The organism is Chromatocurvus halotolerans, assembly GCF_004340525.1.
Classification (GTDB): Bacteria; Pseudomonadota; Gammaproteobacteria; order Pseudomonadales; family Halieaceae; genus Chromatocurvus; species Chromatocurvus halotolerans.
Window position 1 is genome coordinate 102,644 of record NZ_SLWX01000003.1, and the last position, 23,376, is coordinate 126,019.

The window sequence follows — 23,376 nt, forward strand, 5'->3', positions numbered from 1 at the left end:
GCGCGAGTCGGGCCAGACTATTGCTTGTCTCTTTTCGAGTCGCCGCCGAGCATCTTCTGCAGTAACTTGCCGGCCTCTTTCTCTACCGTCCGACGAACTTCCCCCTCCGCCAGGTCCTTCAGGATTTCGCGGGTATCGACCCGGCACCAGGACCCCGGCTCATCCGCGAGGTTGCCCTCGCACTCCACCGGCCAGCGCAGGTCCGCCAGCCGCTCATTCACCCGGCAGGCGGGGTCGAGTCCCACGGTATCGCGGATAGTCGCGCGAATGCTGGCGCTGAAATCCTTTGCCGTGAGGTCGAGCGTGCCGTTGCCGGTCAGGCCCAGCGCCGGGAGCGAGGCGGACAGGGGGTCCAGCCGCGCCTGACCATCGGCAAGATTGATGTCGGCCTCGAGTTCCGAGAACACGGTGTCTGGCTGGAAGGTTGCTGTCAGGGACTCCTGGTTCACCAGCGCAACGGCCTGGCAGAACTGACGCTGCGCATTGACGCCCGCCACGGTAACGCTATCGGTCCGCAGGCGGATCGGGCCGGTGAGTGAGGCGACCAGGGCATCGGTCGAATCCCCGGTGGCGGAGATCTCCCAGTCGAGTCCCGCACGGCCGCTCGCCGCAACCGGGGTGCGCAACGCGCGCACTGCGCTGGCGATATCCAGGTTTTCCACGCTGCCCTGCGTTCTCAGGGTGGCGGGGTTGTAGCGCGCATTGAGCTCGGCGCTGAAGTCTATGTCGCCGTCGTGCAGTTTGCCCTTTACCGGTTTCAGTGTCAGCTTGCCATCCTTCGCACGCAGGCTCGCCGTGACGTTACTCAGAACGTGTTGATCGATAACCACTCGATCCAGGCTCAGGCGTGCGGCAGTGTCGATGCTGCGAAGGGCGTCATACGGCAGGGTGATCGGACCTGCCTCGGCAGAGGGCTCGGCCTGCGCCGCGGCGTCCGGGCCGGCCAGGGCCAGCAGCGCCGGGTTGAATTCGTTGACGCTGAGTTCGGCATCTATCTGGGGGCTCTCGAACGCGGCATAACGCAGCGAGCCATTGCCCAGCATCTGGTCCACGGTGAAAGCCAGGGTCAGGTCCGCTACCTGTGCGTTGATGTCCACACTGCCCTCGATATGAGCATTGAGCGGTCGTTGGGTCAGCCCGGTGGTGTCGATATCCAGGCGTGTCACGCTGACGCTGCCGGCCTCAAGGTTGGGGCGGAATTCCCCGTTGATATCCATGACCAGGTCCTCTCCGCTGTCGGCGCCCGGCAGCCGCACCAGCGCCGTCATGGGCACAGGTCGCCCGGCAGTATTGAGATCACTGGCGGAAAGGTTCTCGAGTATCACCGTGGAGAGTGTGCTGCCGTCTTCGTCGACGGTCAGCAACCGCGCATTCTCGATCGACAGACGCGCGACGTTCAGCGCCAGCGGCAGTGCCAGCGCTGCACCAGCGCCGGCGCCCGACTTGCCTGTTTCCCGCGCGCTGCGACGCTTCGCGTAAAGCGCGTCGAGCTCGGCATCCGACAGGTCGGCAGTCGACATCCCGGCGGCTGCGGCCCCGGCTTGCGCTACGGTGGTAATAGTGAGGTCGCGCAGGTTCACCGAGTCTATCTCCACGCTGCCACGCAACAGCGGCATGACGGCCAGCCCGGTGCCAAGCTCGCCCGCCTGCAGGCTCGCCCGGCTATCGGGAGCGTCGATACGAACATCGGCCATCTCCAGCCCCAGTCGGGGGAATAGCGACAGCGACACGGGTCCCGACACCGTGAGTTCCGCTCCGGTCTTGTCCTGTAGCTGGCTGGCGGCGATGCTGATCAGCTTTTCCTCGTTGACCAGCAGCGGTATCAGTAATGCTGCCAGCACCACCAGCAAGACGGGGATAGCAATAATATAAAGAAGAATACGTCCCATGTATGGCACCTGAAACGGAATGTGTAGCACCATCCTAGAGCAAAACCTCTGTCGCGGGAACGTGGGCCGCATTGACAGTAGGGCGCTGCCCTTGTCCTCAGGCGTCCGCGTCAATCACGCGACGCTCGACGTGGCGCGAGAGAATCCGCTCTCGCTCCCGTGCGACCAGCGCGTCTGACTTCAGTGCCCACAGGCGATCGCGGGCGCATCGATAGCTTTCCGAAATGTCCACCAGCGGCTCCGGGTAGCGGTCCAGTTCCCCGCCGTACATAAGCCGCTCCATGGGTGTCAGCTCCCAGGGCGTGTGAATCAGCGGGTCCGGCAGGGCCGCGAGTTCCGGCACCCATTGACGGATAAAGGTGCCGTCGGGGTCGTGATCCCGGGACTGCTTCAGGGGGTTGTAGATACGGATGGTATTGATGCCGGTGACGCCGGCCTGCATCTGCATCTGCGGATAATGAATGCCGGGTTCGAAATCGAGGAACAGCGAACCGAGCCAGGCAGCGCCCGCACGCCAGTCCTGCCAGAGGTGGTGGCAGAGGAAGCTCACCAGCATGGCCCGGGAGCGAAAGTTGATATAACCGGTGGCTCGCAGGCAGCGCATGCTGGCATCGATCAGGGGCAGGCCGGTCATGCCGTCGCGCCACGCCGTGATGAGGGCGTCCGAGTGGCCCCGGGGGTGGGCAAGGTAGCCGCGGTTGATGTCCTCGAATTGCATGCGGCACTCCATCTCGAATTTCTGTATGAAATGGCAGTGCCAGTGCAGGCGGGACTCGAAGGCTGCCAGGGCGCGTGTCCATCCCGGCTGACGCTGTCGCTGCCTCAGGGCCTGGTAGACCTGTCTGACGCTGAGGTTGCCCCAGGCAATATAGGGCGACAGGCGCGAACAGCTCTCGCGACTGGCCTGCGGTTTTGAGATGTCGGCGGCGTAGCGTGCGCCGCGTTGCCCGAGAAAGTCGGCAAGCGTCGCCCGGGCAGACGTCTCGCCGCCGCGCTGGAACCCGGAATCATCCCGCCACTGAGTGGGTATTTCTCCGGCCGACAAGGGCGTCACCCCGCTGACGCGGGTGGCGCAGACCCATCTGGCCGCCGCCAGCGATGGCTGAGCCAGCGGCGCAGACATAGTGGCCTCCCAGGCGCGATTCCAGCCGCGACGGTCGCGGCGGCCGCGAGTCACGCCATTGCAGGGGAACTCGTGCCAGGGGATGTTCGCCCTGCTGCACCAGTCGGCAATCTCACGGTCACGCTCGTAGGTCACTGCCAGACCCGTTTCCTCATGGGAGTACAGGGAGTGCAGGCCGAACTCCCTGTGCAGCGTCAAGAGCACCTGCAGCACGTCGCCGCGAGTGATCAGGAGGCGGGTATTGTAGCGGCGCAGGGTTGCCTGCATATCCTGCAAAGATTGCCAGATAAAACGCCAGTGGCGCGTCCGGTAATGCGGGTCGGCAAGCAGCGCGGGTTCCATGCAATACAGCAACAGCAGAGGCCTGCCGTCGTCGATGGCAGCGTTCAGGGGCGCATGGTCCTGCAGACGCAGGTCGCGCTTGAACCAGACAACATTGATGCTCATGCTGCGCTGCGGTCCCCCCGCAACGGATTCTCCAGTGGCTTCAGGGAGTCCGCGCCATGAATGTCGACACGGTCGCTGCGCAGTGCGCGCAGCAGGATGACGTAGGCATCGCGGTCGAAAATCAGGCTGTCGTCGGTATCCGTGGCGGGCGGCGCCAGGGCGGCCGCTGCGGCGCGTTGATGCTGTGCAAAGCTGCCGATATAGCGCCACTGATCCACTACATGCCAATCCTCTTCTGGCTGACCCGGCTGGCTGCGTGCTGCCCTTTCGCACATGAGCACGGCCGAGGGGAAGGGCCAGGCGAGTATGCGCTGGTCGAGCAGTGCGTTGCGCAGGCGGCCGTCGTGCTCCGTCGCGCTTTCCCTGCCGGCACAGGCGCCGAGGCAGCGCTGCAGCTGGTAGGCAAAGCAGGGTCCGCGGCCATGCTCGAGGCCCAGCACCTGCAGGCACAGGCCGCGATCGCGGGCCAGCTGTCGCAGGGTGTCCTCACCGTGGGATGCGCTGTGGTAGAGGCCGTAGCTGTCAGTTGCAAGCGCATGCCGTTCCACCAGCTGCCGCGGCTGTGCCTGCAGAAAACCGTGGCGGCCTGCGACCAGAGCCAGCGTCCAGAGATGGCGTCGACGTCGCTGCCGGCGGTTGTACAGGGGGATTTCCCGTTTGATCGCTGCATTTTCCCGCAGCAGGGCGCCGAATTCCCCGGTGCAGGGCTCGCAATCCACGCGCACGACCGCATGCATCATACGCTGCTGTCGTCCCGGCTGCCGCGCTGCGGTGTAGTGCGAGAGTATCCGGGTTCGCAGTTCAATACTTTTCCCGACGTACAGGAGCTGATCATTCTCGCCCAGAAAGCGGTAGATCCCGGCGCAATCCGGCAGCCGGTCGATGGGTTTTCCCAGCCGTGTCAGGCTGGCGGTTTCCAGTCTGGGACGCATGTTTGGGATGATGAAGGATAGCTGGGCTTGTTGGCAGCGGCGTCCAGGTTGTGTCGCCGTCTTCTCGGCGTCCCGGGAAGCACTTCCCTGACCCTGCGGCATAATGTGGGTGAAGTCATCAGGAGATCGCGCCATGAAAATCACCCTCCGTGAACTGGGTGCCCGCCACGTACAGAAGCTGGTGATCGAGTCTGTCGACCTGAGCCTGTATATCGCCGAGGCGACGGTCGATGACGAGGTGCATCTGGTGGTGGATGACGCCGGCAAGCCGCTTCGGGAGCGCAACCTGACGGGGATGAAGCGGCACTTCGCCGGGATGAGCGTGGATGCCTGTGTTCTGCGGCAGCGCAGTGCCTATGACGAGATGATCGGACACCGCTGGCAGGCAGCCGACAACACGCTGGAAATCCCGATGACGACAGCCGCCCAACCCCTGCCGGACTGGCAGCATTGACACTGCCGGATCCGGGTCATGCGCCGGCCGGAGCGCCCTGCGGATACTGGCGCAGGGTCAGTGTGCTGCCGCGCTGGGTGAACTCGATATGCCGCAGGAAGGACATGCCGAGCAGAATCTCGCGCATCTGCAGCCCCGGCGTAATGCCGGCCTCGACGTTGGTCAGCTCGATATTGCCGATGCTGACGCTGGCCAGTCGTGTGGCATAGCTGGTGGTGTTGCCATTGGCGGTGCGTGTTGTGAACGGTCGGCCGCGCGGGATCTCCAGCTCCGCAGCGATGTCCGCCGGGATAGCGATACCTGTGGCGCCCGTATCCAGCAGAAATACCACGGGCTTGCCGTTGATCTCGCCGCTGGCGACGTAGTGGCCCTGACGATTGCGCTCCAGTTCCACCTCGCGTACCCCATCCTGGGTGATATCAGTCGCCACCGAGGTATTGGGATTGTGGCGCTGCTCAATCACGCCAGTGAAATAGTAGGTCAGCAGCGCCAGCACAACCAGCCACGCCATCACCTGCATGCCAAGCCCGAGGCGCTTCTGTTCCCTGATCGGATCGTCCATCCGCGCCTCCTTCAAGACGGTACAGTCGATCGGTAAGGGTAATCAAAAACCCCCTGTTCGCGCCACGACGCGTCAGCATGACAGGCCCGTCTCTCGTGATACCATCGTAGCAGCGGGCAGCGGGAGTCAAATAACAAGATGAGCAACAAGCCCTGGCAGGCACTCGGCAAGGGGCCTGGCATTATCATTATCGATGCGGCACATGCAGTAGAGCAGCGCCTGCTGGAGGACTGGCTGCAGGACTGCCTGTCCTCCGAGGGGCTCGACGAGTGCGACGCCGTGCGCATCGTGATTCCGATTGCGCGGACCCCCGAAAAGCTGGACGCCACACCGTTGCTGGCGGCGCTGGAGTCGGGTGATGACACCTGTGTGCTGCCCATACGAGTGGTGTGGCATTGTTCTCTGGACGAAAAAAGCATCCGGCCCCGAGCCCGGGACCTGCTGTTCGGTAACCCGCGTCGACCCGGTCCGTGGCGGGCGAGGCGCATGCTGGCACAGAACCCGGAGCGCGCCGAGTGCATTGCCGGCGAGCCGGCGACGCTGGGTGCGCTGCGAGAGAGGCTCCGGCAGCGCTCCGGAAGCGAAACGGATCCCATGCGTCTGGCAGATTTTATCGCCGCCCAGGCCGGGCTGGCGCTGGATATCGCCGAGCGCAGGCTGCAGGGCAGCCGCTACAAGGTGCCCCGCCGGGTTGCCGTGAATATCCTCAACAGCGCGCGGTTCAAGGAAGCGCTGAATGCGCTGAATGCCGAAACCGGCAAGAGCGTTCCGCAGCTGCGCCACGAAGCCGAGGGCATCATGCGCGAACTCATCGCCCGGCCGGCGCCGTTCTGGCTGGACGTCATGGCGCAGCTCAATCATCTCATCATGTCGCTGGGTTACGATTCCAATGTCGTCATCGATCGCGAGGGTCTTGAGCGCATCCGCCAGCTGACACGGGAATACCCGGCGGCCCTGCTGTGGACCCACAAGACCCATGTCGACGCCTTTGCCGTGAATTCCATGCTGTTCGACAACGATTTTCCCAACCCGCATATTCTCGGCGGTGTGAACATGGCGTTTGCCGGACTTGGCTTTCTCGCGCGCCGGGCCGGCGCCATCTTCATTCGCCGCAGCTTCCGCGACGATCCGCTGTACAAGCTCGTCCTGCGGCACTACATCGGCTACCTCATGGAAAAGCGCTTCCCGCTGAGCTGGGCATTCGAGGGCACGCGTTCGCGCGTCGGCAAGCTCATGCCGCCACGCTACGGTCTGCTGAAATATGTGATGGAATCGGCTCACGCCACGGATGCCCGCAACCTGCACATCATCCCGATTGCCATCAACTATGACCTTATTGGCGATGTGCGCGACTACGCGGTGGAACAGGCCGGTGCGACCAAGCAGCCCGAGAGCCTGCGCTGGTTTATCGGCTACCTGCGCGGGCTGCGCCAGCCCATGGGGCAGATCTACTTCGATTTCGGCGAGCCTGTGATTCTGCCGGAGGTCCCGGATGTGGCAGACGAGCGTGAGCTGCAGCGAGTGGCGTTCCGGGTGGGGCTGGAGGTCAATCGGGTGACCCCCATCACCCTGCCTTCCCTGCTCAGCATGGTCTTGCTGGGTTCGGCACCCAGGGCGCTGACCGCCGACGAGCTGCGCGCGGAACTGCAGGCGCTCACGCAATGGGCTCAGGCGCGTCGTATTCGCATCACGAGACATGCGCTCACCGAAGACGACGCACAGATGGATGCGTTGACGGACAAGATGGTTCTCAACGGCCTGCTCACCCGCTATGACGACGGTCCGGAGCGGGTGTACGCCATTGCCGCTGACAACCACGGCGTTGCTGGCTACTACCGCAACACCATCGCGCACTTCTTCGTGATCAAGTCGATCGCCGAGCTCGCGCTCATGCGTATGGCGTTTCGCAAGCTGGAGGGCAGTGAGGCGTTCTGGGTCGAGGCCGAGCGCCTGCGCGACCTGTTCAAGTTCGAGTTTTTCTATGCGCCGCGGGACGAATTCCGGCTGCAGATCCGCCAGGAGCTGAACCAGTATCGCGAGGACTGGGAAACGGCACTGGATGAGAAGGGCGGTGCGGCGGTGGTGCTGGGTCAGTTTGTGCCATTGGTGGCCCACAGCGTCATGCTGCCCTACATCGAGGCCTATCGCATCGTGGCGGATGTGCTCGCGCGGCAGGAAGCGGGCGCGGCGCTCGACGAGAAGGACGCTATCGCGCAATCCCTGGCCTATGGCAAGCAGGCTTACCTGCAGCGACGTATCAGTTCCGAAGCGTCCATCGGCAAGCTGCTGTTCCAGAACGGCTACAAACTGATGGCGAATTTCAACCTGACCGGCAGCGGAGAGGCTGATCTTGCAGCGCGGCGGCTGGAGCTGGCACAGGAATTCCGCACCCTCCAGCGTCGCGTGGAGCGGATTCGCGCCCAGGCCCTGCCCTGACCGATGGATGTCCCATGCACCAGCTGAGTTCGCAGGATGCACAGTTTCTCTATATGGAGACGGCGCATAATCTTGCCCACGTCACCTCCATTTCCGTCTACGATCCGCACACGGTGCCGGGCGGTGGCGTCGTGCGTTTCAAGGATATTCTGGCCCACGTGGAGCGGCGTCTTGCCGCCAATCCACTGCTGACGCGGCGCCTGCTGCGTCTGCCGCTGGAGCTGGATTATCCCTACTGGATCGAGGATGAGTTCTTCGACCTCGAGTATCACGTCACACACGGTCGCCTGCCCGAACCCGGCGACTGGCGGCAGTTCTGCATACACATGGCACGCTATCATTCCCGTTCCCTGGACATGCGTCGCCCCCCCTGGGAGATGTACGTGGTCGAGGGGCTGGACCACGTCGACGGGCTGCCCGCCGGTTGCTACGCCATTGCCACCAAGATCCACCATGCCGCGGGTGACGGCGCGTCACTCACGCGCTTCTTTGCCAGTCTGTCGGATATCGACCCGCAGGGCACTCCGGCGATTCCCCTGCAGCCTGTCGAGCCGGGCAGTGACCCGATGCCAGCTTTCGGGACGCTGGCGCGGCGTGCGCTGCTCAACAACCTGCGTTCGCCGCTGCGCCTGGGCAACGCCCTCCTGCGCACGGTGCCCGGCCTTCTGGAAACGGCGCGGGAAGCGGCCAGAGGGAAAGAAGGCAGTTCGCCGCGGCCCCGTTACCCGGTGCCGCATACGCGCTTCAACGTTGCAGTATCACCACACAAGGTATTTGACGCCCGGGTTGTACCGCTTGCCGACCTCCAGGCCGCGCGCGTCCTCGTGCCCGGTGCGACGGTGAACGACGTTATCCTCGCCGTGTGCAGCGATGCTCTACGGCGCTATCTGCAGCGGCACGATGAGCTGCCGGAAGACTCCCTGGTGGCCTGGGTGCCCATCAATGCGCGCGCCCGTGCCGGGGCTGATGCCGACGGTGGCGCTGCCGGCAACCGGATATCGGCCATGACCGCGCCCATCTTTACAAACGAGGCCGACACCGTGGAGCGGCTGCGGCGGATTTCACAGTCTACCCGGCGCAGCAAGGAAGCCCGCGCTGGCATCCCCGCACGACTGATGACAGATCTGACCCAGCATGTGCCCGCCGCCACGCAGGTGCTGGCCAGCCGCCTGGTGCTGCAGACCGGCCTCGCAGCGCGCCTTTGCAACGTGTTTATCTCCAACGTGCCGGGTCCGCAGATACCGCTGTATATGAACGGTGCCTGTGCCGTGCGGAATTTCGGGCTGGCGCCGCTGGCGGACGGCATGGGCCTGTTTATCGCCACCCCCAGCTACAACGGGCGGGTGAGTTTCAACGTCATTTCGACCCGCGAAATTGCCCCGGATATCGATGTGCTGATGGTCTGCTTCGACGAGGCGCTGGATGCCATGCGCGAGGCGCTGCAGACTGCCCCGGAAAGCGGCAAGCGGACGACCGCGGCCCGGCGGGTAAAAACGCCGGCGAAGCGCAGGAAGACGCCTGCCCGTGCCCGCAAGACCACTCCGGCGCGCCGGCGGGCGACCCGCAAACGCGTCAGCCCCGACGGCCAGCCCGATTAATCAACGTCTCGCCGGGACACGGTCACCATTTGTTCCAGCTGCTGCGCGGCAGCCTCCAGGCGCGTCGCCACCGCATCGAGTCGCCCGGGGCTGTCACCTGCTGCTGGTGATCCGGCGCACGATGCGCCCGTTGACAGGCTCACCCACAGCGGGTCCACCAGCGCTTTGACATGGGCGGCCAGACCGCTTCCTGCCGAGCCCTTGTGCCGATACAGGTAGGTGCGCATGCCGTATTCCAGACCGCCGAAAAACAGGTCCCGGAAAGCGATAAGATCGGTACCGGCGCCGATTTCCCCGCGTTCAATGCCCTCGCGAAGCATGCGATCGAGATAAGCGACATACCGGCGATTGAGGGTTCGCACGGGCGACTGAGCGGCGGGGTCGAGCTGCTCTATGTCGATGCCGATATACACCTGCAGCAGTCGCATCATCAGCGCCTGGTCTGCCGCCAGAGACCGCACATGGTGGATTGCCAGGTCCTGCAGCCGTTGCCGCGTGTCCATCTCGGCGTCGAGGATGGCCTCTGCCCCCTTGCACAGTGTCTGTGTGTAGAAGCGGTCGAGTATCGCCAGCATCAGCTCATGCTTGCTGCCGAAATAGTGAAATACCGTGCCCTCGGAAACGCCTGCCTGCGCGGCGATGCGGCGTGTGGACGTGCTGTGAAACCCTGCGCTGGCAAACAGCTCGGTAGCGGCCCTCAGTATGTCCTGCTCACGCCGCTCGAGGCGCTCACGGGTAGAGGTTTTTGCTGTGCCGGCCATGGGGCAGTTCCCGATGCGTCGAAATAAAGAGGCAACATAGCCTGCGCAGGGCCGCGGGTAAACTGCCGGCGAATGCTGGCCATGGCGGTGTGCTTTGTGATCAAGTCGTGCTTGATAAAAATCGAGCAACGCATAATCTGGGGTGAAGCGAACAGCAAACAGGGGTTATCGGGTGACGGGATCGGTTCTTACCATTGGCGGCGCCTCCGGCTACTGGGGAGACGCACCGGGAGCCACCGCGCAGTTGCTGGCTCACGAGAGCCTGGATTTTCTGGTCTATGATTACCTGGCCGAGATAACGCTGTCGATTCTCGCCCGCGCCCGGGCCGCCGATCCGCAAGCCGGTTACGCAACGGATTTCGTCACTTCCGCCATGGCGCCGAATCTGCAGCACATTGCGCAGAAGGGCGTTCGCGTGATCAGTAACGCGGGCGGCGTCAATCCGGATGCCTGCGCGCAGGCGCTGCGGGACCTGCTGCGGGAACAGGGGCTCGCTCTCAGAGTGGCGGTGGTGAAAGGCGACGATCTCGCTATGCGAACGGCGGAGTTTGCCGGGCACGCCGGTCAGGCGCCTGTGCGGGAGATGTTCACCGGCGAGGGTTTTCCGCCGCCTGAGCGTGTGTCCAGCGTGAATGCCTACCTCGGCGCCAGCGGGATCGCTGCCGCGCTGGATCGCGGTGCCGATATCGTCATTACCGGACGCTGCGTGGACAGCGCCGTGACTCTTGGCGCCTGTCTCCACTATTTCCGCTGGTCACTGGACGACCTGGACCGGCTCGCCCAGGGCAGTCTTGCGGGGCATCTTCTGGAGTGCGGCACGCAGGCCACGGGCGGCAATTTTACCGACTGGGAAGCTGTGGCGGAGGGCCTCTGGGCTGCGGGCTACCCGCTGGCGGAGATCGCAGCCGACGGTGATTTCGTCGTGACCCGGCCAGCGGACACCGGTGGTCGGGTGACGGTAGGCACGGTGGCGGAGCAGATGCTGTACGAGATCGGCGATCCGCGCCGCTACATCCTGCCCGACGTTATCTGCGATTTCAGCGAGGTGCAGTTTGCCGAGGTCGGCGAGGATCGGGTGCGGGTGAGTGGTGCCCGTGGCGCCGGGCGGCCCGAAACTCTCAAGGTGTGTGCCACCTGGGCCGACGGCTTTCGTGCCGGGCACCTGTGGACGCTGGTCGGGCGCAATGCGGAGGGCAAGGCGAGAGCCTTTGCGCGGGGCGTACTCAAGCGCACCGAGCAGGCGCTGGTGGCCGCCGGGCTGCCGCCGCTGAGCGAAACCAGCATTGAGCTGCCCGGCGGCGAGTCCCAGTTTCCGCCGCTGTCGCGTCAGTCAGCCCGGCGCGAGGTCAACGTGAAAATTGCGGTAAAGCATCCCACTGCCGAGGGCGTGGCCGTGTTTCTCAAGGAAATGACCGGTCACGCGCTGGCGGCGCCGCCGGGGCTGTGCAGCTTTGCCGGAGCGCGGGCCAGACCATCACCGGTGGTTCGCCTGTTTTCGTTTACCGTGCCCGCAGCCGGTGTTCCGTCCGTGGTGGCAATGGACGACGGTGAGCATGAGCTGGTGCCGTCGCCCGCCGTGTCGCCGCCGGCCCTGCCACCGGCTCCGCAGCTGCCCCTGCCTGCCGCGGCGGACGAGTCGGGGGTCAGGGTTTCGCTGGAGGCGCTGGCCTGGGCGCGCAGCGGCGACAAGGGTGACAAGGCCAATATCGGCGTTATCGCGCGCAAGCCGGAATTTCTACCCTACATCGCGGCAGCCCTGACGGAGGCGGCTGTGGCCGAGTGCTTCGCGCACTTCCTGGCGCCGGGGCAGGCGCGACCGGTGGAGCGTTTCTACCTGCCAGGCACCAGCTCGCTCAATTTTCTTCTGCACAACGTGCTCGGCGGTGGCGGCATCGCCAGCCTGCGACTCGATGCCCAGGGCAAGGCCTACGCGCAGGTGCTGCTGGCGCTAGCCGTCCCGGTGCCGGCGTCGCTGGCTTCCCGGTACGGCCTGACCGTCACCCACAGAGAGGATGCCAGCCAATGACACTGGGCAACGGATTTGTCTCCAGCGTGCGTAAGCCGTCGGCGGATTTTGCGGCCAATGAAGCCGCGCAGCAGGCACTGATCGAGCAACTGCAGTCTGCCCTGGCCCGGGCCGCGGCGCTGTCAAATGCCGCGCGTCCGCGCTTCGAAAAACGCGGACAGCTGCTGCCCCGGGAGCGCCTGGCTCGCCTGCTCGACCGCGGCAGCCCGTTCCTGGAGATCGCCAACATGGCCGGCTACCTGGTGGACTCGGACGATCCCGATACCTCTGTGCCCGGCGCGTCCTACATTGCCGGCATCGGTGTCGTTGCCGGTGCGCGCTGCATGGTGGTGGTGGATGACGCTGGCATCAACGCCGGCGCCATGACCACCACCTCCACGGACAAACTGCTGCGTGTCATGGATATTGCGCTGGCCCAGAAGCTGCCTTTCCTGCATCTGGTGGAGAGCGCCGGCGCCAACCTGCTGGAGTATCGCGTGGAAATGTGGGTGCGCGGCGGCGGGGTATTTGCCCGACTGGCAAGGCTGTCGGCTGCCGGAATTCCTGTGCTCACGGTACTGCACGGCGCGTCTGCCGCGGGCGGCGCCTACATGCCCGGCCTGAGTGATTACGTGATCGGCGTCCGTGATAACGGCAGGGCCTATCTCGCCGGTCCGGCGCTGCTCAAGGCAGCGACCGGCGAAATTGCCGATGACGAGTCGCTCGGCGGGGCAGCGATGCACGCCGGCACCACCGGTCTGGTGGATTACCTGGCTGACAGCGACGCGCAGGCCCTGGCGCTGTGCCGCGACGTGGTCGCGCGCCTCGACTGGAATCGAGCGCTCGCGCTGCCGGAGAGGACTGGCTTTGCCGAGCCTCGCTACAGTCCCGACGAGCTGCCGGGCATCGTGTCGGTGGACTATCGCCAGCCCTGTGAGGCCCGTGAGGTGGTGGCCAGGCTGGTGGATGGCTCCGACTTTCTCGAATTCAAGCCGGCGCACGGCGTCACCACGCTGTGCCTGCAGGCGGCGATCTACGGTATCGCGGTCGGCGTCATCGCCAATAATGGGCCGATAGATCCGGCGGGGGCGACCAAGGCAGCCCAGTTCATCCAGCTGTGCGACCAGTCGGGCATCCCGCTGGTGTTCCTGCAGAACATTACCGGCTACATGGTAGGTACGACCTATGAGCAGGCAGGGATGATCAAGCACGGCAGCAAGATGATCCAGGCGGTGACCAATGCCCGGGTGCCACGCATCACGCTGATGATCGGTGCCAGCTTCGGTGCCGGCAACTACGGCATGTGCGGTCAGGGCTATGACCCCGACTTCCTGTTCAGCTGGCCAGGCACCCAGAGCGGCGTCATGGGCGGTGAGCAGGCGGCGCGCACCATGTCCGAGGTGCTGCGCGCCGGTGCCGCGCGCAAGGGGGTCGAAGTTGACGAGGCGCGGGTCGCGGCCCAGGAGGCCCGCGTGATCGATCTCTACGACCGGCAGTCCAGCGCGTTCTATACCTCGGGTCGCCTGCTGGATGATGGGCTGATCGATCCGCGGGATTCGCGTCGGGTGCTCGGCATGGCCCTGCAGACCTGTCGCGAGGCGCGTGCGCGCACGCTGAATCCCAACACCTTTGGCGTCGCGCGCCTGTAGGAGGCTCCCATGACACCCTTCGACAGTGTACTTGTCGCCAATCGCGGGGAAATCGCCCTGCGCATCCTTGCCAGTGCGCGGGCCGCTGGCCACCGCACCGTCGCCGTCTATTCCGAGGCGGACGCCGCAGCCCCGCACGTGGCCGCCGCCGATCAGGCGGTCCTGATCGGCCCGGGGCCAGCGGCCGAGTCCTATCTCGATCCGGCGCGGATTCTCGAGGCAGCGGCGCTGACTGGCGCGCGGGCGATTCACCCCGGCTATGGCTTTCTCTCGGAAAATGCCGAGTTCGCGCGGGCTGTCGAGGCCGCCGGTCTTGTCTGGATCGGTCCGCCGCCGGCGGCGATGGCGCTTATGGCCAGCAAATCTGCAGCGAAGCGTCATATGCAGGCAGTGGGCGTCCCCTGTCTGCCGGGCTTCAGTGCGGATGCCGCCACCGACGCGCAGCTCACCGCGGCGGCGGCAGAGATCGGTGTGCCGCTGATGGTCAAGGCATCGGCGGGTGGGGGTGGCCGCGGCATGCGCCTGGTCGAGTCATTGTCGGCCTTGCCCGAGGCGCTGCGCTCGGCGCGTTCAGAGGCAAAGAGCGCCTTTGGTGACGATGCGCTGATTCTCGAGAAGGCACTGCTGAACCCCCGTCATGTGGAAGTGCAGGTCTTCAGCGACAGGCACGGCAGGCATCTGCATCTGGGTGAGCGCGACTGCTCGGTACAGCGACGCCATCAGAAAGTGGTGGAGGAGGCGCCCTGTCCGGTCCTCTCCGATGCCCTGCGCAAGGCCATGGGGAACGCTGCCATTGCCGCTGCGCAGAGCATTGACTACGTGGGCGCCGGAACGGTGGAATTTCTGCTGGAGGAAAACGGGCAGTTCCATTTTCTGGAAATGAATACGCGCCTTCAGGTAGAGCATCCGGTTACCGAGGCGGTGACAGGCCTCGATCTGGTCGATCTGCAGCTGCGTGTTGCCGCCGGAGAGCCGCTGCCCCTGACGCAGGCAGAGGTGCGCTTTGACGGTCATGCCATCGAGGTGCGGCTGTACGCGGAGGATCCCGCAGCCGGCTTCCTGCCGTCGACGGGCCGCATCGAGACCTGGCGGCCACCCGAAGGCGCGGGCATCCGGGTGGATGCCGGTCTGCGCGAGGGGCAGGTGATTTCCCCCCTGTACGACCCGATGCTGGCGAAGCTGGTGGCCCACGGCCCCGACCGTGCCACGGCGCTGCGCCGGCTGCGGCGGGCGCTGGACAGCACGGTACTGTTCGGGCTCACCCACAATCGGGACTACCTGCGTCGGGTACTCGACAGTTCCGCGTTTGTTGCGGCTGCGGCGACCACGTCGCTGCTGGATGAGCTTCCGCCGGCGCCCGACGCCGCGGTGCCGGCACCTCTGCTTGCCGGTGCGGCGGTGCTGCAGTTTCTTGCTGACCAGAGCCGGTACGCTGCCGGCAGCGGGGCCTGCCCATCCCTTGTCGGCTGGACCGGCACCCGCGATGTGAGCACTGGCTACGACTACGGCAGTACTGACAGCGAGCCTCGCAGTGTGCAGGTGACCCAGCGGGACACATCGTGCTTCCGGGTGTCAGTGGAGGGGGTTGAGCATGGCGTCGCCCTGCTGGCCAGCCTGGCGCCGGGCCGTGTGCGCCTGCGGATCGACGCCGTCGAGGAGACGCTGGACTATTGCTGCGGCGTTGACGGGCGTATCGATCTGCAGTGGCGCGGGGATGGCTGTACGCTGGTCAATCGCCTGGCGCTGGCGGTCACTGCCCAGGCAGGGAGCGGGGAGGGTTCTGTAATTGCGCCCATGCACGGACATGTCGTGTCCCTGTCGGTCGCTGTCGGAGAGCCGGTGGCCCAGGGAGCTGCCGTTGCGGTGATGGAAGCCATGAAGATGGAGCACCGGCTGAGCGCCGCCATCGCCGGCACGGTCCGCGCGATTCATGTGACGCCGGGCGCGCAGGTCGCGACCGGCGACATCGTCCTTGAAATCGGCCCCGACTGACGCTCTGCTCCCGCGAGCCTTGCCGAGTCCTGCGGGGAATACCGGTCTGCGGGGCCTGTCGCGGTCCTGTTCACGCCTGTCAACGTCCGTCGCGGGCCCCGCCTCGCTCCTGGCCCTATACTTGACTAAAATACTAGGGAATGGAATACTCCAAAGCCATTACTGAACAGCCGCAGTGAGGACTGATCATGCGTTTGACGACCAAGGGACGCTATGCCGTGACGGCCATGCTCGACCTGGCGATCAACCAGGACACCGGGCCGACACGGCTGGCTGCCATTTCGGATCGACAGGGTATCTCGCTGTCCTACCTGGAGCAGTTGTTCGCCCATCTGCGCCGCTGTGGACTGGTCAAGAGCGTGCGCGGCCCCGGCGGTGGCTATCAGCTGCACCGCGACGCCAGCGATATCAGCGTTGCCGAGGTGATAGCCGCGGTCAACGAGGATACCGACGCCACGCGCTGCGGGGGGGCCGGCGACTGCCAGGAAGGCGATACCTGTCTCACGCACCATCTGTGGATGGATCTGTCGGACCGCATCCGCGATTTTCTGCAGGATATTTCCCTGGGTGACCTGGTGGACCGCAACGAGATCCGCGAGATTTCCAGGGCCCAGAAAGATCGGGTGGCACAGCGAGGGCATGACGACTCCCGTATCCTTGTTACCGGCGTCTGATCGCTGCCTGCCCTGCTAAAACGTACTGAATAAGGTAAGAGCACATGTCTCAAGAACTGATTGACGAGCGCATCGGCAAGGAATATTCAGCGGGTTTTGTCTCCGACATTGAATCCGACACGCTGCCGCCGGGACTGAACGAGGACGTGATCCGGTTTATCTCGGCCAAGAAGGATGAGCCGGAGTGGCTGCTGGAGTGGCGCCTCGAGGCCTATCGCGGCTGGCTGGAGATGGCGACCCCGCACTGGGCACATGTGGATCATGAACCGATCGATTACAACGAGATCTCGTATTACAGCTCGCCCAAGAGCTTTGAGGATCGCCCGCAGAGCCTCGACGAGGTGGACCCGCAGCTGCTGGAAGTCTATGAAAAGCTCGGTATTCCCCTGCACGAGCAGGAGATGCTCGCAGGTGTCGCCGTGGATGCCGTGTTCGACTCGGTGTCCATCGGTACCACCTTCCGCGCCAAGCTGGCAGAGGCCGGCGTGATTTTCTGCTCCATCTCCGAGGCGGTGCACGAGTATCCCGACCTGGTGCGCAAGTACCTCGGCAGCGTGGTACCGCGTCGCGACAATTATTACGCGGCACTCAACAGTGCCGTGTTCACCGACGGTTCCTTCGTGTTCATCCCCAAGGGCGTGCGCTGCCCGATGGAGCTGTCCACCTACTTCCGCATCAACGAGGCCAAGACCGGGCAGTTCGAGCGCACGCTGATCATTGCCGAAGAGGGCAGCCATGTCAGCTATCTTGAGGGCTGCACGGCGCCGATGCGCGACGAGAACCAGCTGCACGCGGCGGTGGTCGAGCTGGTCGCGCTGGACGATGCCCAGATCAAGTATTCCACGGTACAGAACTGGTACCCCGGCGATGCCAATGGCCTCGGGGGCATCTACAATTTTGTCACCAAGCGCGGTGTGGCGCACAATCGCTCGCGGATTTCCTGGACCCAGGTCGAGACCGGTTCGGCAGTGACCTGGAAGTACCCCAGCTGCATCCTGCGCGGTGATGACAGCGTGGGTGAGTTCTACTCTGTGGCCCTGACCAACAACTGCCAGCAGGCGGACACCGGCACGAAAATGATTCACCTGGGCAAGCGCAGCCGCTCGACCATTATCTCCAAGGGGATCTCTGCGGGTCGCAGCAGCAACGCCTATCGCGGCCTGGTGCGCATGAGTCCACGCGCCGAGGGCGCACGTAACTACACCCAGTGCGATTCACTGTTGATCGGTGACCGCAGTGCGGCACATACCTTTCCCTATATCGAAAGCCGCAACCCGTCGGCAGTCGTGGAGCACGAGGCCACTACCTCCAAGGTCAGCGATGACCAGCTCTACCTCTGTCAGCAGCGGGGCCTGGACGCCGAAAAGGCGGTGTCCATGATTGTCAACGGCTTCTGCAAGGAAGTGTTCCGTGAGCTGCCGATGGAGTTTGCAGTCGAGGCCGGCAAACTGCTCGAAGTCAGCCTGGAAGGCTCGGTCGGATAACCTTCAGCGCGGACCGAGAGCCGCGCACACGTTGGAGTAACAGATTCATGTTAGTGATTGAAAACCTGCACGCCCGTATCGGCGATGAAGACATCCTCAAGGGGCTGAGCCTGACGGTAAAGCCGGGGGAGGTTCATGCCATCATGGGCCCAAACGGCTCGGGCAAAAGTACGCTCGGGCACGTCCTTTCGGGGCGACCCGGTTACGAGGTCACTGCGGGCACGATTACCTATAACGGCGAGGATGTGCTGGCGCTGGAAACCGAGGAGCGGGCACGGCAGGGGATTTTTCTCGCCTTCCAGTACCCGGTGGAAATACCCGGTGTCAGCAACATGGAGTTTCTCAAGGCCTCGGTGGATATTCTGCGCGAGCATCGCGGCGAGGAAGCGCTGGACGCGGTGACCTTCATGAAGCGGGCGCGTGAAGCCTGCACCCTGGCCAACCTGGATCACAGCTTCCTCAAGCGCGGCGTCAACGAGGGCTTTTCCGGCGGTGAGAAAAAGCGCAACGAGCTGCTGCAGATGATGCTTCTCGAGCCGTCGCTGGCGATTCTCGACGAGACCGACAGCGGTCTGGATATCGATGCGCTGCAGGTAGTGGCGGAAGGTGTCAACAACATGCGCAACGATACGCGCAGCTTTGTGCTGGTCACGCACTATCAGCGCCTGCTCAATTTCATCAAGCCGGATTACGTGCACGTGCTTGCAGACGGACGCATCGTGCGTTCCGGGGACGCCTCACTGGCGCTGCACCTTGAGGAGCACGGGTACGCCTGGCTGGACGACGAGGTCGCCTGATGCCGAATAATCTGATGCAACAGCCGCTGGCGGCAGCCAGCGCCGCCGCACCGAACTGGCTGGCAGCCGCGCACGCCGAAGCCCGGGAGCGCTGGCAGGCGGCCAGCCTGCCCACGCGCAAGACCGAGCAATGGAAGTACACGGATGTCAGCGCCATCGATCGCGAGTTTGTTCCCGGTCGGGCGGTTTCCGTGGATGCGGCAGCACTCGATGCGCGGGTACCCGACTGTGGCGGGGCCAGGCTCGTTTTTGTCAACGGGCACTATGACCCGGCGCTGTCCTCTTCAGACCCTGCCGCCGGCTTGCACGTGGCGCGTTTCGCCGATGCCGACGAGTCCCAGGCGACGCTGATTCAGGCGCATCTGGGGTCGGTGGTCGGCATGGATCGTCATCTTTTCGCCACGCTGAACAGCGCGGCCCTGAGTGATGGCGTGTTCCTGCAGGTGGATGCCGGCGCCACGGTGCATGCACCGGTTCAGGTCATCTGGCTGACGACAGCGCAGACAGAGGCGTTTGCAGTCAACCAGCGTCTGCTCGTGCTGGCGGGTGACAACAGCGCCGCCTCGGTGGTGGAGACCTTTGTCTCTTTCGAGGGTGAAGCCGCGAGCTTCACCAACGGGGTTTCTGAATTTGTGCTGCAGCGTGGCGCGACGCTCAACCATTACCGCCTGCAGCTTGAGACGGGGTCAGCCCTGCACATCGGCGGCGTCCATGCGCACCTCGATCGCGACGCCACCTTCAATAGCTTTCACCTGGGCATGGGCAGTGACCTGAAGCGTATCGATATCGTAATCGAGCACGCGGGCGAGGGTGCCCATGCCGAAGTGAACGGTCTCTATCTGCCGCGCGGCAGGGAACATATTGATTACCACACCTGCATGGAGCACGCGGTGCCGCGCTGCACTTCCAGTGAAACCTTCCGCGGGGTGATCGCGGATGCCGCCAGCGCTGTATTCAATGGGCGTATCCATATCCATCCGCAGGCGCAGAAAACCAGCGCCATCCTTCACAACCGCAACCTGTTGACCAGTGCCGAGGCGCAGATCAACACCAAGCCTGAGCTTGAGATCTACGCCGACGATGTGCAGTGCGCCCACGGCGCCACCGTCGCGCAGCTGGATGAGCTGAGTGTGCACTACCTGCGCAGTCGCGGAATCTCGCGCGATGAAGCCCAGGTGCTGCTCAGCTTTGGTTTTGTCAACGAACTGGTGAATGCGGTCCGCAGCGAAGCGCTGCGCGAGTTCCTGCGTCATCTGCTGGCTGCACGTTTTTCCCGCGATGGCGCGGCGCTGACACAGGAGGCCGACGCATGACTTCGGCGCAGGCACAGACTCAGGCAGTGACGCCCGACTTCAATGCGTTCGCCGTGCGCGCGGATTTTCCGATCCTGCAGCAGCAGGTGAACGGCCAGCCGCTGGTGTACCTCGACAACGCGGCGACCACACAGAAGCCGGAGGCGGTGATACAGGCAATTTCCGATTATTACCGCACTGACAACGCCAATGTGCACCGCGGGGTGCATACCCTGTCAGATCGCGCCACCCATCGCTTCGAGCAGGCGCGGGAGCGGGTAGCCGGCTTTATCAACAGCCGCGATTCCCGCGAGGTTATCTGGACCCGTGGCGCCACGGAGGCCATCAACCTGGTGGCCTACAGCTGGGCCCGGCAGAACCTGCGCCCGGGTGACCGTATCCTGACGCCCTGGCTGGAGCACCATGCCGATATCGTGCCCTGGCAGATGGCGGCTGCCGCCTGTGATGCTGAAGTCGTGCCCATTCCCGTGAGTGATGCGGGGGAGATTGATCTCGCTGCCTTCGAGGCGCTGCTGGATGAGCGCGTCAGGCTGGTTGCGGTCAATCAGGTTTCCAATGCTCTCGGCACGATCAACCCGGTACAGCAGATGACGGCGATGGCTCACGCCGCCGGCGCGCTGGTGCTGGTGGATGGTGCTCAGGCGGTGGGGCATTTTGCGGTCGACGTGCAGGCCCTGGGCTGTGACTTCTATACGTTTTCCGGTCACAAGCTGTTCGGTCCCACGGGAATCGGCGTGCTCTGGGGGCGTGAAGCACTGCTGGAGGCGATGCCGCCGTTTCTCGGTGGCGGTGAAATGATAGAGACGGTGAGCTTTTCCGGCACTACCTACAACCAGCTGCCGTTCAAGTTCGAGGCCGGTACCCCGCACATCGCCGGCGCCGTTGGCCTCGCGGCGGCCATCGACTACCTCGACGGCATCGATCGCGTCGCGGCGGCGGCGCACGAGGACCGTCTGCTGGCCATGGCGCTCGCACAGGCTGACGCCATAGACGGTCTGCAGCGCGTCGGCAGGCCCGCGCACAACGCGGGAATCTTCAGCTTCGTGATGCAGGGCAGTCACCCCTCGGATATCGGTATGCTGCTGGATCAGCAGGGAATCGCGGTGCGCACGGGGCACCACTGCACGCAGCCGCTGATGGAGCGCATGGGCGTTCCGGGTACGGTGCGGGCATCGTTTTCGATGTACAACACGGAGGAGGATGTCGAGCGGCTTTTCGCCGGCATTCACAAGGCGCAGGCCCTGTTTGGCTAGCCCTGGGAGATTCGCAATGACAGTAGAGACATTTGATATGCAGTCGCAGCCGGTCACGGTGACAGCGGCGGCGGCAGAGCATTTCCGCAACAGCCTGGCGGCGCACGGCCTTCCGGCGGTTCGCATCAGCGTGCAGGAAAGCGGCTGCACCGGCTTCAAGTACGTGATGGAGGAGGTGGACAGTGCCCACGAGGGCGATGTCGAGCTGGCCCTGGACAACGGTGTGCGCCTGTATCTGGATCACGACGCCGTGGATTTCATGCGCGGCACCCAGATCGACTACACCCGGGACGGCATCAACCGTACCCTGAAATTCCAGAACCCCAACGTGGTCGCCGAGTGCGGCTGCGGCGAAAGCTTCAGCGTCGGATAAGCGAGAATGTCATCACAGGAACGCACAGTACTCACAACGCGGCGCGACTGCCCGGCCAGACTGGTGCCGGTGGGCGACCCGGTCACGATTCCGGCCCACGCCTTCGTAACGCTGACCCAGTCACTCGGTGGCAACTACACGGTTGTCTATAACGGCAATATGGTGCGCGTCGACGGCACCGATGCAGATGCCCTGGGCCTGGAGCCTGTCCAGCTCTCCTTTACGCCACCGGCCGATGGAAGCATCAGCGAAGCGCAGGTCTGGGAAGCCCTGCACACGGTATATGATCCGGAAATACCGGTCGATCTGGTTAATCTGGGGCTGATTTACCGCGTGGATATTGATCAGCCAGCGGGCAGGGTTGCGATCGCCATGACGCTGACGGCGCCCGGCTGCGGCATGGGGCCGGTGCTGGTGGGCGATGTGGAACACCGCGTTCGTATGGTTCCGCATGTGCGCGATGTGAGTGTCGAGCTGATTTTCGATCCGCCCTGGCATCGCGACATGATGTCCGAAGAGGCGCAGCTCGAAACCGGCATGTTTTTCTGATCGCGAGTATTCTTTGATGACAGATCCCGCCCTGGACAATCCCTTCGGCCAAAGCATCAGCAGTGACGACATCGTCGACACGCTCGGCTTTTTCGACAGCTGGGAAGACCGCTACCGCTACATTATTGACCTGGGCAAGGAACTGCCGCCGATGCCCGAGGAACTGCACACGGCTGACCGGCTGGTCAAGGGCTGCCAGAGCCAGGTATGGATGGACATCCGGGAGCAGGATGGCCACCTGCATTTTGCCGTGGACAGCGATGCCTTCATTGTCAAAGGTCTGCTCGGTGTCGTGCTCGCCGCCTACAATCACCAGACGCCGCAGACCATCCGTGATTTCGACGTCGAACAGTACTTCCAGCAGCTTGATCTGCTGCAGCACCTTTCTCCCACTCGCGGCAACGGCCTGCGGGCGATGGTGGCCCGGATACGCAGCGCGGCGGGCGCCACGGACTGACGGCAACCGTCATCCCCATTTCCGTGGCGAGTGCTCGTCGCGGTTATGCTCTGATAACTCCGGGTTGAAGCAGGTCAGCAGTCAGTGCTGACGCCAAAGCCTCCGCCCGTCACGGGCAGAGGCTGACAGTCGTGCGACGTATTGTCGGCAGCGCCCGGGATCAGGCAGCGTTCTGCTGCTCCAGTCGCTCGCTGCTGCGCCCGCCATCAATCTCGATGCGGCGAGGTTTCATGGTCTCGGGAATTTCCCGCTCAAGTTCCACGTGCAGAAGACCGTTCTCGAGTCGGGCCCCGTTCACCTTGACGTGCTCGGCGAGCTGGAACTTGCGCTCGAAATTGCGCGCTGCAATGCCCTGGTACAGGAAATTCGGCTCACTGTCGGCGGATTCCTGTCGGCCGGTAATTACCAGCGTATTCTGCTCGCTGGTAATCTCCAGTTCGTCTTCCCGGAAGCCCGCCACTGCCATGGTGATGCGGTATTTGTTTTCCTCGACCAGCTCGATGTTGTAGGGCGGGAAGCTCGGCTTGCTGTCCCGTGCCACGCTGTCGAGCAGGGATGCCATGCGGTCGAAGCCGATGGCCGATTGGTACAGCGGTGAAAAATCGATGGTATTACGCATGTCACTATC

Annotated in this window: 20 protein-coding genes; 14 read left to right on the forward strand and 6 right to left on the reverse strand. The window is 64.2% G+C overall.

Features of this window, described 5'->3' with window-relative positions; translation table 11 throughout:
• Window positions 1-17: 17 nt before the first annotated feature.
• The 3 genes from EV688_RS04340 to EV688_RS04350 form a co-directional block, all read right to left on the reverse strand.
• Window positions 18-1,889 carry an AsmA family protein gene (locus tag EV688_RS04340; RefSeq protein WP_162883889.1) on the reverse strand — a complete coding sequence of 624 codons (1,872 nt, stop codon included), beginning with the start codon at window positions 1,887-1,889 and terminating at the stop codon, window positions 18-20.
• A gap of 97 nt (window positions 1,890-1,986) precedes the next feature.
• Entirely contained in the window at window positions 1,987-3,459 is a 1,473-nt protein-coding gene (locus EV688_RS04345; RefSeq protein ID WP_117317396.1) for an FAD-binding domain-containing protein, read from the reverse strand.
• Window positions 3,456-4,391 carry a GIY-YIG nuclease family protein gene (locus EV688_RS04350; RefSeq protein ID WP_117317394.1) on the reverse strand — a complete coding sequence of 312 codons (936 nt, stop codon included), beginning with the start codon at window positions 4,389-4,391 and terminating at the stop codon, window positions 3,456-3,458. Before EV688_RS04350 ends, EV688_RS04345 begins: the two co-directional genes overlap by 4 nt.
• Window positions 4,392-4,524: 133 nt before the next feature.
• Here EV688_RS04350 and EV688_RS04355 point away from each other — a divergent pair, with 133 nt between their 5' ends.
• Window positions 4,525-4,845, forward strand: coding sequence for a DUF6482 family protein (locus EV688_RS04355; RefSeq protein WP_117317392.1), 321 nt, complete (start codon window positions 4,525-4,527; stop codon window positions 4,843-4,845).
• Window positions 4,846-4,861: 16 nt separating this feature from the next.
• On the opposite strand, the gene EV688_RS04360 is transcribed toward EV688_RS04355, so the two are convergent.
• A complete protein-coding gene (locus EV688_RS04360) occupies window positions 4,862-5,407 on the reverse strand; it encodes a retropepsin-like aspartic protease family protein (RefSeq protein WP_117317390.1) in 546 nt (181 codons plus the stop codon).
• Between the two features lie 138 nt (window positions 5,408-5,545).
• Between EV688_RS04360 and EV688_RS04365 the strand changes: the two genes are divergently transcribed.
• Together EV688_RS04365 and EV688_RS04370 are read left to right on the forward strand one after the other, a co-directional pair.
• The gene (locus EV688_RS04365; protein WP_117317388.1) at window positions 5,546-7,843 is read left to right on the forward strand and encodes a glycerol-3-phosphate 1-O-acyltransferase; all 2,298 of its coding nucleotides are present in this window, start codon (window positions 5,546-5,548) and stop codon (window positions 7,841-7,843) included.
• Between the two features lie 14 nt (window positions 7,844-7,857).
• A complete protein-coding gene (locus EV688_RS04370) occupies window positions 7,858-9,441 on the forward strand; it encodes a wax ester/triacylglycerol synthase family O-acyltransferase (protein WP_117317386.1) in 1,584 nt (527 codons plus the stop codon).
• Here the strand turns inward: EV688_RS04370 and EV688_RS04375 are convergent.
• On the reverse strand, window positions 9,438-10,202 hold the full coding sequence (locus tag EV688_RS04375) for a TetR/AcrR family transcriptional regulator (protein WP_117317384.1): 765 nt from the start codon (window positions 10,200-10,202) through the stop codon (window positions 9,438-9,440). The two genes, EV688_RS04370 and EV688_RS04375, sit on opposite strands and share 4 nt — an antisense overlap.
• A gap of 172 nt (window positions 10,203-10,374) precedes the next feature.
• Here EV688_RS04375 and EV688_RS04380 point away from each other — a divergent pair, with 172 nt between their 5' ends.
• From EV688_RS04380 to EV688_RS04430, 11 genes are all read left to right on the forward strand, one after another.
• Complete coding sequence (locus EV688_RS04380) at window positions 10,375-12,228, forward strand: acyclic terpene utilization AtuA family protein (RefSeq protein WP_117317382.1); 1,854 nt, start codon at window positions 10,375-10,377, stop codon at window positions 12,226-12,228.
• Window positions 12,225-13,856 carry an acyl-CoA carboxylase subunit beta gene (locus EV688_RS04385; RefSeq protein ID WP_117317381.1) on the forward strand — a complete coding sequence of 544 codons (1,632 nt, stop codon included), beginning with the start codon at window positions 12,225-12,227 and terminating at the stop codon, window positions 13,854-13,856. Before EV688_RS04380 ends, EV688_RS04385 begins: the two co-directional genes overlap by 4 nt.
• Window positions 13,857-13,865: 9 nt before the next feature.
• The gene (locus tag EV688_RS04390) at window positions 13,866-15,848 is read left to right on the forward strand and encodes an acetyl/propionyl/methylcrotonyl-CoA carboxylase subunit alpha (RefSeq protein ID WP_117317379.1); all 1,983 of its coding nucleotides are present in this window, start codon (window positions 13,866-13,868) and stop codon (window positions 15,846-15,848) included.
• A gap of 188 nt (window positions 15,849-16,036) precedes the next feature.
• Window positions 16,037-16,522, forward strand: a complete 486-nt coding sequence (gene iscR / locus EV688_RS04395) for a Fe-S cluster assembly transcriptional regulator IscR (protein ID WP_117317377.1) — start codon at window positions 16,037-16,039, stop codon at window positions 16,520-16,522.
• A gap of 44 nt (window positions 16,523-16,566) precedes the next feature.
• On the forward strand, window positions 16,567-18,006 hold the full coding sequence (sufB, locus tag EV688_RS04400) for a Fe-S cluster assembly protein SufB (protein WP_117317375.1): 1,440 nt from the start codon (window positions 16,567-16,569) through the stop codon (window positions 18,004-18,006).
• Window positions 18,007-18,053: 47 nt separating this feature from the next.
• Window positions 18,054-18,803, forward strand: coding sequence for a Fe-S cluster assembly ATPase SufC (gene sufC, locus EV688_RS04405; RefSeq protein ID WP_117317373.1), 750 nt, complete (start codon window positions 18,054-18,056; stop codon window positions 18,801-18,803).
• On the forward strand, window positions 18,803-20,116 hold the full coding sequence (gene sufD, locus EV688_RS04410) for a Fe-S cluster assembly protein SufD (RefSeq protein WP_205686611.1): 1,314 nt from the start codon (window positions 18,803-18,805) through the stop codon (window positions 20,114-20,116). The genes sufC and sufD overlap by 1 nt, the downstream gene beginning before the upstream one ends.
• Window positions 20,113-21,369 (forward strand): cysteine desulfurase, encoded by a 1,257-nt coding sequence (locus EV688_RS04415; RefSeq protein ID WP_117317371.1) that lies wholly within the window; start codon window positions 20,113-20,115, stop codon window positions 21,367-21,369. Before sufD ends, EV688_RS04415 begins: the two co-directional genes overlap by 4 nt.
• Before the next feature lie 16 nt (window positions 21,370-21,385).
• Complete coding sequence (locus EV688_RS04420; RefSeq protein ID WP_117317369.1) at window positions 21,386-21,742, forward strand: HesB/IscA family protein; 357 nt, start codon at window positions 21,386-21,388, stop codon at window positions 21,740-21,742.
• A gap of 6 nt (window positions 21,743-21,748) precedes the next feature.
• The gene (gene sufT, locus EV688_RS04425) at window positions 21,749-22,291 is read left to right on the forward strand and encodes a putative Fe-S cluster assembly protein SufT (protein ID WP_117317367.1); all 543 of its coding nucleotides are present in this window, start codon (window positions 21,749-21,751) and stop codon (window positions 22,289-22,291) included.
• 16 nt (window positions 22,292-22,307) lie between these two features.
• Window positions 22,308-22,748, forward strand: coding sequence for a SufE family protein (locus EV688_RS04430; RefSeq protein WP_117317365.1), 441 nt, complete (start codon window positions 22,308-22,310; stop codon window positions 22,746-22,748).
• 160 nt (window positions 22,749-22,908) lie between these two features.
• Here EV688_RS04430 and EV688_RS04435 read toward each other — a convergent pair whose 3' ends face one another.
• The gene (locus EV688_RS04435) at window positions 22,909-23,367 is read right to left on the reverse strand and encodes an Hsp20 family protein (protein ID WP_117317363.1); all 459 of its coding nucleotides are present in this window, start codon (window positions 23,365-23,367) and stop codon (window positions 22,909-22,911) included.
• Window positions 23,368-23,376: the final 9 nt, after the last annotated feature.